General features: G+C 37.7%; 13 protein-coding genes. 9 read left to right on the top strand and 4 right to left on the bottom strand.

Translation table 11 applies throughout. From position 1 onward, the window contains the following. Positions 1-6 precede the first annotated feature (6 nt). Positions 7-4,572, top strand: coding sequence for an Ig-like domain-containing protein (locus AW17_RS20765; protein WP_342422666.1), 4,566 nt, complete (start codon positions 7-9; stop codon positions 4,570-4,572). Positions 4,573-4,856: 284 nt separating this feature from the next. On the opposite strand, the gene AW17_RS20760 is transcribed toward AW17_RS20765, so the two are convergent. Beyond that, positions 4,857-5,312, bottom strand: a complete 456-nt coding sequence (locus AW17_RS20760) for a TlpA family protein disulfide reductase (protein WP_029279676.1) — start codon at positions 5,310-5,312, stop codon at positions 4,857-4,859. Positions 5,313-5,428: 116 nt separating this feature from the next. On the opposite strand from AW17_RS20760, the gene AW17_RS25430 reads away from it, so the two are divergent. After that, the gene (locus tag AW17_RS25430) at positions 5,429-5,692 is read left to right on the top strand and encodes an RteC domain-containing protein (protein ID WP_029279674.1); all 264 of its coding nucleotides are present in this window, start codon (positions 5,429-5,431) and stop codon (positions 5,690-5,692) included. 302 nt (positions 5,693-5,994) lie between these two features. On the opposite strand, the gene AW17_RS20750 is transcribed toward AW17_RS25430, so the two are convergent. Both AW17_RS20750 and AW17_RS20745 read right to left on the bottom strand, forming a co-directional pair. Continuing rightward, entirely contained in the window at positions 5,995-6,345 is a 351-nt protein-coding gene (locus tag AW17_RS20750; RefSeq protein ID WP_029279672.1) for a hypothetical protein, read from the bottom strand. A gap of 59 nt (positions 6,346-6,404) precedes the next feature. Continuing rightward, the gene (locus tag AW17_RS20745) at positions 6,405-6,989 is read right to left on the bottom strand and encodes a hypothetical protein (RefSeq protein WP_029279670.1); all 585 of its coding nucleotides are present in this window, start codon (positions 6,987-6,989) and stop codon (positions 6,405-6,407) included. A 788-nt stretch (positions 6,990-7,777) separates the two neighbouring features. Here AW17_RS20745 and AW17_RS20740 point away from each other — a divergent pair. From AW17_RS20740 to AW17_RS20720, 5 genes are all read left to right on the top strand, one after another. Continuing rightward, entirely contained in the window at positions 7,778-8,020 is a 243-nt protein-coding gene (locus tag AW17_RS20740; protein ID WP_051692011.1) for an HTH domain-containing protein, read from the top strand. Between the two features lie 411 nt (positions 8,021-8,431). Beyond that, the gene (locus tag AW17_RS20735; protein WP_157280383.1) at positions 8,432-10,423 is read left to right on the top strand and encodes a discoidin domain-containing protein; all 1,992 of its coding nucleotides are present in this window, start codon (positions 8,432-8,434) and stop codon (positions 10,421-10,423) included. A gap of 56 nt (positions 10,424-10,479) precedes the next feature. Next, entirely contained in the window at positions 10,480-10,953 is a 474-nt protein-coding gene (locus AW17_RS20730; RefSeq protein WP_157280382.1) for a hypothetical protein, read from the top strand. 73 nt (positions 10,954-11,026) lie between these two features. Then, positions 11,027-11,776, top strand: a complete 750-nt coding sequence (locus tag AW17_RS20725; RefSeq protein ID WP_029279662.1) for a hypothetical protein — start codon at positions 11,027-11,029, stop codon at positions 11,774-11,776. Between the two features lie 78 nt (positions 11,777-11,854). After that, positions 11,855-12,325, top strand: a complete 471-nt coding sequence (locus AW17_RS20720; RefSeq protein ID WP_157280381.1) for a hypothetical protein — start codon at positions 11,855-11,857, stop codon at positions 12,323-12,325. 905 nt (positions 12,326-13,230) lie between these two features. Here AW17_RS20720 and AW17_RS25020 read toward each other — a convergent pair. Then, positions 13,231-13,368, bottom strand: coding sequence for a hypothetical protein (locus AW17_RS25020; RefSeq protein ID WP_245235116.1), 138 nt, complete (start codon positions 13,366-13,368; stop codon positions 13,231-13,233). Here AW17_RS25020 and AW17_RS23885 point away from each other — a divergent pair. Together AW17_RS23885 and AW17_RS20705 are read left to right on the top strand one after the other, a co-directional pair. Further along, the gene (locus tag AW17_RS23885) at positions 13,340-14,476 is read left to right on the top strand and encodes an O-antigen ligase family protein (RefSeq protein ID WP_245235115.1); all 1,137 of its coding nucleotides are present in this window, start codon (positions 13,340-13,342) and stop codon (positions 14,474-14,476) included. The genes AW17_RS25020 and AW17_RS23885 overlap by 29 nt on opposite strands. Beyond that, complete coding sequence (locus AW17_RS20705; protein ID WP_029279654.1) at positions 14,473-15,186, top strand: hypothetical protein; 714 nt, start codon at positions 14,473-14,475, stop codon at positions 15,184-15,186. The genes AW17_RS23885 and AW17_RS20705 overlap by 4 nt, the downstream gene beginning before the upstream one ends. The last annotated feature ends 89 nt before the right edge of the window (positions 15,187-15,275 follow it).

Here is a 15,275-nt window from a genome sequence, read left to right as displayed (position 1 = left end):
AATGAAATTACCAAAGCCTTCGATGGTAATCTGACGACCATGTATCACTCTAATTGGACTCTAAATGCCATGCCGGATACGGTTGATTTTTACTTTAATGGTGCCAAAAGTATTAACAAAATTGATTATACGCCTAGGCAGAGCCAAACAAATGGTATTTGGACAACTGTTGATGTTTATTATGCTACTGCAGATGCACCAAGTGTTTTTGTAAGCAAATTAACGAATATTACATGGACACTAACCAATACCGTAAAAACAATTGATATGACGGCCAGTCCCATAGTAAAACCTGGCATCGTTCGGTTTGTAATTAGAGCAGCTGGAGGAAATTTTTCTAGTTGTGCCGAAATTAATTTCTCTTCGGCAGAAACGGGAACATTACCAACTTCTGTAGATTGCGATAACCCTAGTGCCGAAAATTTTATTGGATATGGGGATGTTAAACTACCAATCTCAAGTGCAAGTGTTAGTCCTGCGGCAAATAGTAGCAGTGAGGACATCTCACGTACCTACGATAACAACACGGCTACCTTATATCATTCTAGCTATAGCGGTGGAGGATTCCCGATTAGTTTAACCTATAATTTTACGGGTAACCCAACTGTTAATTATATCAATTATATACCGAGACAAGATGGTGGCCAAAATGGTCTTTTTGGGACGGGCGAAATTTGGTATAAAACTACCACTAATACTACCCTTACCAAATTAATGGACTTTAATAATGGTTTTGGCTCATCTTTATATCAAATTAACTTTCCATCTGCTTTAACTAATGTAACCCAGATTGTTGTTAAAGTGCTTACTGGAAGAAATAATTATGCCAGTTGTGCCGAGATGCAATTCTATCAGCAAAGTAGTGGAGGCAATTTATATACTAATATTTTTGCAAATGATCTACATTCAACTTTAAAACCTGGGGTAATCCAAGCCGATATTGATGGCATTACTTCACCATTTTTTAAATCTTTAGCGCAGTGTATTTTTAACAATACCTACAACTATAAATACCGAGTGCAGACGTATGATTTTTATCCAAACCCCGGTACAGTTGAAGGTATTTTAAAATCAAATGGACTAAATCGAGTTGAAAACCCAACAGGTATAGCTTTTAAGGAAAATACAAAAGCAATAGTTTTTGTTGGAGATACCTATGGCGTAAATCCAAACTTGGTTGTTAAAGATTTTATACTTAATGATCATGCCACTGTAGACACTTATCCTTTACAGAAAGGCATAAATATTATCAATATAGCGCACAATGGCCAGGGGTATATTGGTTATTTTAGTAATAGGACTGATTTACAGCCAATACAAATTAACATTGCTACAGGTGGTGTAAATGGATATTATGATCCTTTAACAGATACTGATGCGGAGTGGTCTAAAATGCTACTTAACGGTGTGTATCCGAAATTGGATATTAAAGGGACCTATGTTAATTTAAATTTCGATAAATCGGCTCTTTTTGCAAATTCACATGCTAGTGGAAAAGAGTTAATAGCAGCTTATGATGCAATTGTACATATAGAATATACGCAAAACGGTTTGTTCAAATATAATAGAGTACCTAAAAATCATATGTTTGTTCGAAGTGCAGATGATGGTGGAGGATGGTACGCAGGTGGAGATGGTGTCCATTTAGATTTGGGCTGGGGTGGCATTGCTTCGGCTTCAAGTGTTTTAGCTAACTGGGGAATTGCCCACGAACTAGGCCATAATAATCAGGTTAGACCTGGCGCCAAATGGGTAGGTACAACAGAGGTAACCAATAATATCAATTCCGCATGGGTAGTATATACTTTAGGGGGTGGAAGTCGTATAGATGATGCTGGTGACTCACCTAAAGCTGGCGTCCCAGGTTTAACTGGTGGTTTGTTTGGTTCTTTATTTAACAATAGCCTCGTACAGAAAAAACATATACAGGATCAAGGAAACGTATTTATGACCTTAGTGCCTTTCTGGCAATTGGAATTGTATTATCAGCTTGGTGGAGGAGGAAAAAATTTACCAACCTTACTGCAAAGGGAAAATGGTACCCCCGCTCCGGCTGGACAGCCAGATGTTGCCTATTGGTATGCTGATGTTTTAGAGAGAATGCGTACCACTAGCCAATCAGGCTTAAGTAATGGCCAATTGGTACTCAACTTTATAGATGCTACCTGCGATGCCGTACATGAAGACTTGACTGATTTTTTTGTAAAGAGTGGTTTCCTTTTGCCGATTGATAAGGATATTGATGATTATGGAGTACAACACATCACCATTACCCAGGCAATGATCGATACCTTTATTGCCTCGATACAAGCCAAAGGGTATTCAAAACCTGCATCTCCGGTTTTGAATTATATTTCGTTAAATAGCCTAAACACCTACAAGAATTTTACACCTATGACAGGAGCTACAGGCGTTGGCGTTACTGTTAATTCAGGTACCTTAACTATCGACCATGCCAAATGGACTAATGTAGTTGCTTTTGAAACGTATAATCAAAAAGTACTTACCGATGTAGCTATTTATGGTGCAGGATATCCGACTTTGGCTAATACAAAAACAACGGTTCAATACGGTACTGGTTCTACCAGTGTATATGCCATTGGAGTTGATGGTTCAAGAATATTGGTTTATCCTGCTGTAGATGTGAGCAATGTGCCTCCAACTGTAGCTATTACTTCGCCTACAAATAATGCGGTATTTGTAACAGGTTCGAACATTACAATTAACGCCAATGCAGCCGATTCCGATGGAACAATCACCAAAGTAGAGTTTTATCAAGGCAGTACCCTATTGGGACAATCAACAGCTGCGCCATATAGTTTTGTATGGAATAATCCAGCTGCTGGGGCCTATACCCTTACGGCAAAGGCAACTGATAATACTGGAGCAATAACCGCATCAGATACAGTTAAAGTGATCATCAATAAATTGCCAGCAGTAGCCATCAGTTCGCCGGTAAACAACACGGTATTAACAGCGGGTGCTAATGTTACGGTCAATGCCAATGCTTCGGATAGTGACGGAACAGTTGCCAAAGTAGAATTTTATCAGGGCAGTATCCTGTTGGGTCAATCAACAAGTGCACCGTACAGTTTTATATGGAACAGTCCTGCTGTTGGCACATATGCACTTACAGCAAAAGCGACAGACAATAATGGGGGAAGCACTTTGTCTGCAGTTGTAAATGTTACCATTAACGCTACGCCAACAGTATCCATTACCGCACCGGCAAACAGTTCTACATTTGTAGCGGGCTCGAACATTACAATTAAGGCCGATGCTTCAGATAGTGACGGAACAGTTGCCAAAGTAGAATTTTATCAGGGCAGTACCCTGTTGGGTCAATCAACAAGTGCACCGTACAGTTTTATCTGGAATACCGTGGCTGCCGGAACTTATGCACTTACGGCAAAAGCGACAGACAATAATGGAGGAAGCACAGTGTCTGCAGTTGTAAATGTTGCCATTAACGCTGCGCCAACGGTATCCATTACCGCACCGGCAAACAGTTCTACATTTGCAGCGGGCTCGAACATTACAATTAACGCCGATGCTTCAGATAGTGACGGCACGGTTACCAAAGTGGAGTTTTATCAGGGCAGTACCCTGTTGGGAGAATCCATAGGCGCACCCTTTAGTTTTACATGGAAGAATGTTGCGCCAGGATCCTATTCCCTTACGGCAAGAGCAACCGATAATTCAGGAGAGCGTTCGACGTCTGCCGTAGTCGGTATTGTAGTAAACAGCGTGCCACAGCCCTTAACTGTTAATCCAGTAGCGGATGCATTTGTACGGGATGGTGCCTTTGCCAATACCAATAACGGAGGATTGGCCATTTTGGAAGTGAATAGCGGCGACAGATCCTATTTTAGGGAATCTTATCTGCGGTTCGATTATACCTCCTATGTAGGCTCAACGGTAAACAGTGCGAAACTCAGGGTATATGCTTCCCGTACCAATGCCGATCCACTACGGTTTGTATCCGTATACGGCATTTCTAATACAACCTGGGGAGAGGATACAATTACCTGGAATAACCAACCGACGGAAACTGGTATGCTGCTTGGTAAATACACCATTACCAATATAAGCCGCAAATGGTATGAACTGGATGTAACAGCATATGTCAATAGTCAATTGGCTATTGGTAAAAAAATCGTTTCTTTTAGACTGGTCAATGAGGGGGCACAGGGAACGGGAAACAATGTAAACTTTAATTCACGTGAGGCCGCGGACAACCGGCCGGAACTGGCATTAAATCAGGGACCGGTTTCACAGAATATTGGAGTATTAAATGCTGGGCTCGGAAGTACCGTTGGGTCGGAGTTAACATTAAATGTTACGGCTTGGCCGAATCCAAGTACATCTGAATTTAATGTGCAGGTAGTTAGCCCTAGCAATGAAACACTGCAGCTCAGGGTGTATAGTAGTGTAGGCCAGCAACTGGTTAAACAGGCGAGAATGGCAGTGAACGAATCGATGGCCTTTGGAAGCGGGCTCGCTGCCGGAATGTATTTGGTGGAAGTTCAACAGGGTAAACAGATAAAGGTGGTAAAGGTGATCAAATTATAACTATGTATTTTTAGATGTTGATAACGGGAATCTACCATTGACAGAGTAGATCTTCAGCTCCTTTTGTGTTTTGTATCCATATTGTTGCCAGAAGAATTTTTCTGCTTAAGCTATAAAGGAATGAAAATCGCCGCTGGACGGATTCAAAAGCTGTTGCCCAAGCTCCATTTGGTTCAGGCGATGCGGGGGCCTATTTAGGCAAGGAATGTAGGCGTACTAGCGCAATAATTTCAAATGGGTAAATAGATAAAAAACTGGCCGCTGGATTTCCAGCGGCCAGTTTTTTATTTTAAGATGGCATCCAGGATGAGCTGGCTGAATGCTGCTCTTCCCGCTGGGGTCCCGAGCTTGGGTGTGCTAGAAGAATGTGTTTTTTCATTTTTCAGTACATACAGTGTCGGATAGCCAGAGATCAGGTTGTCCCGGATCACGGGGTGTTTGGCGCCCTCTCCCGCGGTATATAGGTTGATGTCCTCTGGATTGGTATAACTGCCGCCCTTCACGCTGTTTAGCCATCCGCTGCGGTCCTGGTCAATGATGATGCTGACGAAACGCACATGTTCATTTGCGTAGAACTGGTTATATATAGGTTCCATGGCTTTTTTAAGCTTGACACAGTTGCTGCATCCAGTGTACCAGAAATCCAGGATGACCACCTTATCCTTCATCGAGGAGAGGGAGACCTGTTTTCCCTGTGTATCAGGTAGGCTAAAGTCCGTAAAGCTGTTTAAATTTTGCATAGGTGATCGATTGTGTCACAGATCAACCTCTCGCTGCTTTAAGCGGATTAATATTGTCCTATCGGAACGGATACTATTTTTTAACGGTGAATTATTGGTTTTAGTATGGGTGTGGGATGATGGCTGTTCCGGTGTTGGGATTAGGACTCTTTTGTTTGTTCGTTTATTTTTTTGATAACGGTAAGGTGGGGATTACGGAGTTTTTTGAGCGGATGGGCAGGTGCTTTGAGATTGATCTTGGGCTCCCCAAGCGGGGTTTTGATGATCTCAGTTCTCGAAAACGGTTGAGCAGGACGCATTTTCTGGAGGTTTTGTGGGAGAGGCTGAATAAGAAGTTTGATGATGCGGATGCTTATGATCCTGGTAAGGGTAGGTATTGATCTAATGCAAAAAAAAGGGATAATCAATTTAATGATTACCCCAATTTAAATTAACGCGCTCTGGTTTTCGCGGGATGTAAGGCGCTCACCTTCTCATCCTAATCTACTTGTTGTTTACCCGATACTGTAAACCGATTTAGAAGAAGTCATATCTACTTTAGTGGTCCAAATTTATTGTTCCATCCATTTTTTTAGCACATTTCTTAGCAGTTCCTGTCGAAATAAATGGACTACCGCTTTTCTTTTTAGGAAATCTGGAGTAAGACCTATACAAAAAAGCTGACTGAATTACTTTAAAACTACTATCGCGCAGGTACTTTTTTTAACCCCTCTTTGTTAAATATGGGAGAACTGGGATCAAATTGATAAAAATATATAACAGAGTCTTCTGATGTAAACGCCATAAATTTCTTGTAACCTTCGGATTTCAAAAAAATCTCATATTCAGCTGGCGAAGATTTTTTCAGCATTGTAAGATAAGACGCCCTAGTGGATTTTGCCCGCATTGGCGATGTAATCCAATCCACCAATGGTGTCAAGAAAGATATTAAAACTAGAATAAGAAATAGGCCTGCAAGTAAGCGGGTAATTATCAATGTCCATGCCCTTATATAATTTATTTCTGCTTTCTTATCGTATTTCGGATTATTCATATTAATTTTTTATTAAAATCACAAAGTGTATAAATTGATTACATTTCGAAATGATTCTATCAGATTTTGCTGTATGACACTGTAGCTGACTCTGAATAATAATTATAATTCACAAAGACCCAATAGACATTTGAATAAGGAAAGCCGTCATACAAAAAACTTTGTTTCATTTTAAAGCGTATATTTATTGTGTTCTGACTATGGACAATACTTGTAACACTCGTCGTCTCTGCTAAACTGTAATCGAACGCAATAGTAGCAGAAATAAAATTAAAATCAGAAATTGTTGTCGGGTTGGCTCTATAATACTTAAATGAAAACATAAGATCTGATAGAGGCCTCTGTATACTTCGCTTATCTACGATATCAACTTTATGTAGCGTATCTGGTGGAAAAGGTGCTTGGACATTTACGCTTATATTGCTAGCCGATGCTAATGATAGATCATAATTAGCCGCATTGTAGGGGCCTGAAATAGGGGTTTCACCGTCGTCACCCCCGCCCCCGCCACCGCCATCCTCCGCGCCCATCAGTACAATTGTTTTCCTGTTTTTAGCAAGAGATTCAACTTCTTCTTTTTTACATCCTGAAAAGAAAATAACAGCTAATGTAATAGCGGTTAGAACGTAAATTTTAAACTTCATATTTTTGTTTTTAATGATTTTTTTTAGCGAAAGTCGATAACTTTCACATTATCAAAATTATTCCGCATCAGTGCCATCTGATAGCGCCGTAATGATATAAGAAGAATAAAAATATAATCAACTGATTATAAGGTTCTTTTTTTGTGATCAAGACATTATGGTTTCTAATTTTTATTGATATTCTTTCATGCAAAGAGACAAGATATTCGTTGGGAACAACACATATAATCAATTGCTAATCGCTTGGTCCATCCCTAGTCTATTTCTAATTGTCCTGTTAACAACGCAGTGGAAACGCTTAACTTATCGGCAATAAGATTTAATTGGGCTTTGGACATATTTAAGTCTGGCTTTTAGTAAAATAGAAAGCCGATCTCCCTTCGTCCATAATTTTTTTTATTTTTTTTTAGGGGTTAGCACCTTTCATTCAGACGTACCTATATGAAGCTCTCAATGACAGATCTAAAACTTAGCCCATTTGCAAGTAAATGCGATGAAAAATCAATACTTCATTTTTTTATTTTTTTTCGAAAGTTTCCTCTGAGGGAAAAATACACGGATTAGCGTAAAACGCGGATTAGGTTAAAAGCAGGATAATGCTTGAGAAACAGCTCTATTATCTGGTAAGCCTAATCCGTAATATTCGTTTATCAGCTCCATTTAGTCATGTTGCCTTGTGCGCTCATTGCTTAATATGAGTTGATTTTATATGAATAATTGTCCTTAATTAACTTTTTATTATAAAACTATGTGTCAAATTCTGATGAATTGGCATAAACAACGCTCAAATGATTGAAACAATTTTTAGATTAGAAAAATTAGATTATTTAATCCGAACCTCAAAAACGGGTTCGAGGAAAGTACTAGCCGAAAAGTTTAACGTAAGTGAACGAACAATAAGTAGGTGGTTGGAATTTATGAGGGATAGGGGGGCTGAGATTCAATTTGAACGAAGCAGAAACAGCTATTCTTACAAGAAATCCGGTGTTTTTACAGTAAAAGCTGAATTTATTCAGAAAAATGATATTTAATTCTTATCCATGGATTGGCAAATGCTTTTTTCAAAGATGAGTATTTCTTTGCATGTGCCTGTAGGGTAATAGCACATGAGGATTTCGACTATCCACAAAATGATAAACGACAGATTGCTTGATCAAGAAAAAAAACAGTCTCATAATCAGTTGATTGTGTTTTTGTTCTCCTGGATATTGTTACGGTGCTATCAGATGGCACTGACGCGGAATATTTTCGTGGCAAGAAAAGAAATTGATACATATTGATGTCTTTTGGAGTACCCGCTGTAATTATGCAGCATAACGAAATGAAAAATAACGCTCGCTGGTGATTGTGATTCGGAGTTGCGTCTAGTAGAAATTTATTGTTTTTCTACGGAAGTGCAACTATGGTAAGAACAATTCTAGATTAAATCAAAAACATGGGAAATGACTAGGAGATATTCCATTCTGCTTATTCTTAATTTTTTAACGCTCTTGGCAGTAGGTCAACAGAAATTGCTCAGCATCAAACAGAAGTTTGATATTGCTATAAAATTTTCTGGTAAGAATGCTCCTGAGCTCAATAAAGTAATCCAACATTATTCGCAAAGCAAGAAAGACAGTTTGAAATTAAAGGCTGCTTATTTTCTCATTGGGAACATGACTGGGCATTTTACTTATTCGGGGAATAAACCTAAAGTTATAGAAGCTTATATAAATTATGTTGCCGGATCAAGAAAAACCGCAAAGGAAAAGTTCGATGGTTTTTATATAAAAAAGTTCGATGCTGTATGGGATTCTCTTAAAGCCGATGATAAAAGAAATAAACCATTCACTAACAATGTGTTCGACGCAAAAGTCATTTCTGCCGATTTGCTAATCGAAAATATTGATTATGCTTTTAAGGCATGGGCATTACCTTGGTCGAAACATCTAAAATTTGCTGAATTCTGTCTGTATGTATTGCCGTACCGTTTTTATAATGAGCCTTTAGAGTCTTGGAGGCCAATGTTCATGAAAAAGTTCAGTTGGCTTTTAGATTCTATGGGCAAAAGCAATGACCCTATAAAAGCTTGCGAACTGGTTAATCAAGAACTGAAAAAGATCTTTGTTTTTAATGATAAGATGTATGAAAGTCCTGCGGCATTAGGACCGAAAAACTTGCTCAATGGACTAATGGGTAAATGTTTGGATCAAGCGGGGATGGCTAATTTTGCCATGCGCGCTATGGGCATTCCCGTGGTTTTAGAGCAGATTCCCCGTTGGGCAACTAGGAGCATGGGGCATGAGTTTAGTTCTGTTTTAGGTAAAGACGGAAAATTCATTGCTTTTTTGGGAGGTGAGCATCATCCATATAAATATAAAATTATTAATGAGGTTGCACCTAAAATATATCGAAATGTATATGCGATACAGGATGATGCTTTTTTGGCCGAAGATGTGGAGTCACAGACTATATCGCCCAATTTTGACCGCTTTATTATAGATGTGAGCAATCAACATATACAGGTAAGCGATATAAAAATTTCATTAAAGCCAGGGCAGGTAAGGACAAATGACGAGGTATATCTATGTGTTTTTGATAATCGTAACTGGAAACCGGTTTACAAGGGAATATTAAAAAATAATGAAGCAATATTTAAAGACATGGGATTGGGAGCCGTGTATCTACCCGTCGTGTTTAACGAAGCTGGAGCTCAACAGCCAATTTCGCCACCAATCCGGTTAGATAAGAAAAAAAGCATCCAGGTCTTACAACCAAGTAAAGAGACAGAAGCGATAACCTTAACGCGAAAATATCCTTTGTCTTCTATAAAAATGCAATGGATATACTTAATGGCCAATGGGATTTTTGAAGGAGCAAATAAATCTGATTTTTCAGATGCAGAAAAGTTATATACTATTCCTGAACCAGTTAATCCAAAAGTAAAACTTGTTAAAATCCTCAATCCACGTCCTTTCCAATATCTGCGGTATATCTTTCCTAAATATAGTTATGGTTCGCTGGCAGAAATTTCTTTTTACAGCAAGGATCAAGATAACAATCCATTAATGGGAAAGCTAATGTCTTCTGCTAAAGTAAAGCCCACTGATTTGAAAATCGCATTCGATGGGAATTTAGATAACTATATCTATACCCGAAACCTGGACGATTATAACGATGAGTGGATCGGAATGGATTTAGGGAAAAGTATTGAAATCACTGAGGTTGGTTACATCCCCAGAAATGATGGTAATGCCATCCGGACAAACATGAATTATGAACTTTTTTATTGGAAAGACAATTGGGTATCCATAGGTAGCGGAATTTTCAATGCAAATGGAGAGTTGGAATACAAGCAGGTGCCAAAGGGAGCTTTGCTCTTACTCCGGAATTGGACAGAGGGTAAGGAGGAACGGATTTTTACCTATGAAAACAATGTACAGGTCTGGTGGTAGACGGAATATCAGAATAAACTATAACATAACTATAAACAATTATCACGCAATCAAAAATGAAAAAACTACTCGGAATTTTATTACTAAGCAGTATTTGTATGCTGCAGTCAAGTGCGCAAACCACAATCAATGATGAAACAATTAAAAACAATTTACTGAACATACATGAATTAAAACTCAAGTATGAAGGGGCGCTGTCAAACATGTTGAATTCAAGATTAACCAGAAGGAGCGAGGTAGATGAATGTAGGGCAGCTCTTGCATCTTATACAGCAGCAGTTAATTCTATTAAATCAAAGGCCGTTAGGTCAAATTATTTAGCCTATTTAAACAAGACCATAAAAACAGCTGGTCAATCAGGTGTCAACAGTATAAAATACCGAAATGCAAACCTTTTGGATACAGGGCGTAGCAAAAACGACTTAACTTATGTGGAATATTTGAAAATAGTGCGCTACTGCATTTTCGTGCAGAACAAGTATACATTGTCCGCAACGAATGCGATACCTCCCTATGTATTGAAAAATTAGCCTCACTAGGAATTAAAAATAAAGGGAGGTAATTTGAGAATTTATCCATTAAGTGCCTAATGGTATTTGAAATATGGGATCCAAACTGCGCCATTCAAAAAAAGAAACGAGATATATCTCCAACGTCATTAACCACACCAATACCGTTAACAATAACCAATATAAAGTAAATATGAAAGTTAAAAACCACCACTTATTAATCATCTTAATCGCTTTGATGTCTTTTTCATCATGCAAAAAAGAGCCACCAATTACTGCCCAAAGACACAAAAAAACAATTGTGTTGATGGGCGATGAAGATTTACCGCTTTCTTCTGAGGGAGGACACCCTGTTTACGAGTGGGTGTACCATGAAATTGGAGATCCTCATCTCCCTATTGCTCCAGAAACTTTGATTCAGTATGATGCCAATCACAATATAATTTATAGCGAAACTGTATATAACTGTCATACTTATGTTTGGGGTCCCCCTAGCTCAAGCGACCCAGGATATATTGCAAATTTACCAAACTGGAATAATGCGCCTCTTAACCATACAACTGGCTATCATACCCTAGGGTTTTCAGATCCTAATCAAGTTGGTGATAGGATAATTTATTACCAAGTTAATCCAAGCACTGGACAAGTAGAACCCTCTCATTCTGCTTTAGTTACAGGAGTTGATGCTGATGGGAATTGTACTGAAGCGACAAGTAAATGGGGACAACAAGGGGTTTACGTTCATAACCCTAGGGACGTACCTTCAGACTACTCTGTTCAAGCGAACACTTTTACTTATCATGGAGTAACTTATCCGAGCAGGGTCTACTATAGAAAAAACTAAATAGAATTATACTTTTACATACAAGTATAACGCATACGAATAAGGTCTGTTAATAGAAAAAATTAAATAAAATAAAACATGAAAAAACTATTGGGAATTATATTATTAAGCTGTATTTGCATCATGAATTCTAAAGCACAAAATCAAGTTAGTGATGAAGCAATTAAAAAGAATATATTGAATTTTATTCAATTGAAGCATAAGTATGAGGAAGCGCAATCCAAAATGCCGAATCCAAGATCGGGTAGTAAAAATGCTTTAGATGAATCCAGAGCATCTTATCTTGGAGCTATTAATGCTATTAAAGCTGTAGCAGTTAGAGAAAAATACTTATTCTATATCAATAAGACAATAAATAAACCTGCACCCTCAGATGTTGAAAATAAGGTTATTTATCAATATATAAATCCTTTTAGCTCATACATAGACAAAAACAACTTTATTACTTACTTAGATTATTTGAAAATAGTAAGGCATAGCATCTTTGAACTAAATAGTGATACGTTATTACCAATAAGACAGGCAACGCTGTATTTAAAGAAAAAATAGAACGAACTGTTTAAATGGATTGAATCTCATTTTGAGATTCAATCCATTTTATCTTTAAAAAAGTACTTCCATAAACAAACCAGTGAAATTACTCCTGTAGGAAAATTTAAAGACAGCAAGAAGTTATACTTTTTAGGTATTTTAATAAGAGGATATTCTGGTCTTAAATTTTAAAATATGGACATGCATGTAATAAATTGGCCACTATATATATGGTCACTAATAGGTCTTTTGGTTATCGTTCTTGTAGGTACAGCTCTTGTAAAGGAGCTTTTGAAAAAGCAAAATAGGCATCTTCACTGGATAAAGGACACTCCCCACAAGGACCGTGGGAAAATAAAGACTGATAGTGGTATTTAAAATGCCAATCATTTCGCAGTAAAAAAATACATTATTCATAGCATGATAAAAGTTTCCAGGGAATCAGCTGTTTCGATTCCCATTATTCTACTATTTCTATTATGCTCAAATTTATACGGCTTCAAACAAAGCTATTGGGCGGTAGAACTTCCCCCTTTTATTTTTTCTTTCTTGGTTTGTTGTTTGGTATTGGTGGGGTTAAAAGGCCTGGCAAAGCAAATACCTATAACGCTTACAGATGTTATTGCCGCATTTTTCTTTTTTTATAGTATTTTTAGTTCGCTAGTCATAGCCATGCCATTCCCCCCGTCCGACCGGATTTTCAGCATACTGGGGTGTTTTTTAATTTATATATCCTTGAGAATAACAAAACCGTTTTCCAATGAAAGCATACAATTGCTATTAAGTGGATTCTTGTTGATAATTGGTTGCCAGGCGGTATATGGCATTTTACAATTTTGGCTGGACGCAAACCTGGTCAGGGGAATGTTTATTAATCCAGGTATTTACGGTTGCTTTATAGGATTGGGATTACCCATTATAACCTATTTGATTACAAAACCCAAAACCGCTAAAGCCAGGATAATATTACTTATAGTGATTGGCATATTGGTTGTATTTGCGCTATACTTATCCAGATCCAGAACAGCCTGCATGTCTTCATTGCTCGGATCGATGACCATTATTATTTACCGACTGAAAGTTAAGATAGTCCCCATAATTGCAAAGCATAGAAAAACCTGTGCAGTGTTGCTACTGATTGTATTTTTGGAGATCGTGTATCTCCTTTGGAAGCAGAATACAACTTCGGTATCGGGTAGGTTTTTGATATGGAAAATAAGCTATTCCATGTTTTTGGATCATCCTTGGTTTGGGATTGGTTATGGCAATTATTTTGCCGAATATGGAAATTATCAAGCCAGTTTTTTCCTTTCGGGAAAAGGAACTCCAGATGAGGTTAAAATTGCTGGAATGAATTATTATGCATTTAATGAGTTCCTGAAAATAGCCGTTGAGCAAGGGGTTATCGGTTTTTTGTCTTTTATACTATTGATTATAAAAGTTATGCATTCAGCTTGGCGGGGCATCAAAAATAACCAAGACTATACGGTGATATTTATCGTGACAATAGCTGTGATACTCTTATTCGGACTCTTTTCCTATCCGTTCCAGGATTTTGCAATTAGCTCGTTATTTTATTTTTGTTTAGCTTTTGTAGCATCAATAGATACGGTATTATTGAAATATAAACCTAGCCGTTTAGGCAAAACAGTTTTGTTGACGGTAGTCTGTACCTTCGCTTTTGTATCAATCCAGAGAATTTATTCGATTTTTCAGTGGCGGGATGCAACAGAGAATCTATCCGAAATACATCCATCGTTTAATAAATTTCAACAACTTTATCCGGTATTATCAAATAATGGTGCATTCCTGTTTAACTACGCTGCAGAATTGGCCTACGCTGGTCAATATGAAAAAGCAATTCCGTTTTTTAAACGGGCGGCGCGCTATGGTAATAGCGTAGAGCTGTATGTATGGTTGGCCGAGTGTTATGCTGCCACTGGAAAAAATGCGTTTGCAGAGCAATGCTATATAAAAGGGACAAATATGAATCCAAAATTATTTAAGCCATTTGAGCATTTGCTAGATTTTTACCAAAAAACGGGGCAGCACGATAAAGCAAGAAAAATTGCAGAACAGATCTGTACAAAATCCATTAAAATTCCATCGTTTGAAATAGATAAAATTAAGGCAAAAGCTTTAATCTATCTACAAACAGATCAATTATGAAACAGAAAAATATACTTCCTTATGTAACCCTATTTCTATTTATGGCAATAGGCTGTAAAAAAGAGAACAATCAAATAGAACCTACTCTAAGTACATGCGAGCAGGTAAACCAACTTGCAGAGAATGCAGAGTTTATTGCAAAATTTCAGTCTCTTTATGAAGAATCAAAAATGAATAACTATGAAACCGGTTATGTTCTGTTTTTAACCTCTAAAAGCAGTTATGCATATGAAAGAGTAGTTGGTGAGCAAAATAAGGCTTCTATAAATATAGACGTGGATAAAGCACTTGACGGCTTTATCCATTGTCATTATAGCAATTTGTTTCCAATATTTTCGGCTTCGGATATCAGGGCGGTTTATGATGTTTATGAAGTTGACCAGATGAAAAACCCACAAACCTTTTTGTTGGGGGTTGTATCGGAAGCAGGAGAAAGTTATCTGTTGAAAATTGAAGACATTGGATTATTTAAACAATTTGGTCAGCAGTATTTTCAATCGCTGCAATCTTTTCACAATTTTGAAAACAGCTACTATGACAAACAACAAAGCCTGCTTTCAAAAGGACGAACGGTTTCTTTCGAAATTTCATTACTCGACATGCTTGAAAATTCGGGACTAGTGCTATTTAAAGGGAACTTGCAATTTAATCGCTGGTTAAGAATGGAAAAGGGGACAGATGGAAACTTAATTACATCAGTTTGCCGGTAAAACATTTATTTAGATATTCTAAAATAGTAAGATATAACCTGAGTTCGATAATTATTAGCTGAAAATCATATCTTATTTACGCCTAATCC

This window comes from Pedobacter borealis DSM 19626 (genome assembly GCF_000708285.2).
Taxonomy (GTDB): domain Bacteria; phylum Bacteroidota; class Bacteroidia; order Sphingobacteriales; family Sphingobacteriaceae; genus Pedobacter; species Pedobacter borealis.
This window is presented reverse-complemented; position numbering and strand designations above follow the sequence as displayed.